The organism is Rurimicrobium arvi (genome assembly GCF_039540495.1).
Classification (GTDB): domain Bacteria; phylum Bacteroidota; class Bacteroidia; order Chitinophagales; family Chitinophagaceae; genus Rurimicrobium; species Rurimicrobium arvi.
Window position 1 is genome coordinate 348,198 of the sequence record NZ_BAABEZ010000022.1, and the last position, 1,019, is coordinate 349,216.

Here is a 1,019-nt window from a genome sequence, read left to right on the forward strand (position 1 = left end):
CACGTGATTACCCGGAAGATAAGGCGCCTGTGCTATCGCCCAGATGCCCTGGCATACCGGTGCAGGCATCTCCATGCTGTAATGCTCCAGCAGTTTCTGGCCTTCGGTCGGGAAGTTCAGCGCCGATTCATAGAAGGGCATCGCCGCTGTGCCTGCCCCCAGGAATGCTGTGGTGTACACGCCTGCATCCACGCTCTTCAGTTCGTCTATCCACGCTTCGCCCGTATACAGCAGGTTCGATTTCAGTGTAGGGTCTGCACCCATATAGAAGCTCACAGGACGGTCGGTATAGGTATCCGACCAGGTGCCGTGGCTCAACAGTATCTTGCTGATCAGCAGACCCGGAAACGCACGGTCTGTAAGCGAGGTCAGCAGATCCGTAAGCGCAGTACCTCCCGATACCACAGGTGTGTAAGGAGCTCCGCCCAGCGAGGTGATCAACTGGTGCAACGAGGCCCGGCGATTGTATTTGCTGTGGAATCGGTAGGTAGCAAGGATATTGCCGCCCGCATCGCGCACATAATACTCGCCCTGATGCTCGTCTTTGCCGTCGCCCGTCACTATCGGTGTGATCACATTCTTGTACACACGGTTGCCTTTACCGTCATAGCCAAACTGGATATAACGGTTGCTCACCACATCCCGGATAGAGCTCACTTTACCGAAACGGTCCCAGCTGATCTCTTCATTGCCCTGCCTGTCTTTCAAAAGATTGCCGATACGGTCGTACACATAGTTGTCCGCAGGCTGTCCCGGCTGCAGATCGGTTCCCGTAGTGGCGCCTGCTCCGTCCTGTACCTGCTGCAGCCTGTTGTCGTCGGCTGCCGTTCCGGTGGGCGATGTGTATTTATACGCAAAATTATCGATCTGTACCGCTGCCCCCGCGCTGCCGTCCCAACGGCTCAGGTTCGTGATATTGCCATCCATATCATAGCTGTACGTGCTTTTGTACAGGTTGGAAGGAGTGGGAGCCATCGCTGACGTATAGTCATTGATGTTGGTGTTGGTGGCCAGCTTCA

Annotated in this window: 1 protein-coding gene; it reads right to left on the reverse strand. The window is 55.5% G+C overall.

The window, feature by feature from the left end; all coding sequences use genetic code 11:
- The coding region (locus ABD846_RS08285; protein ID WP_344825132.1) for a hypothetical protein at window positions 1-1,019 on the reverse strand (1,019 nt) is incomplete at both ends.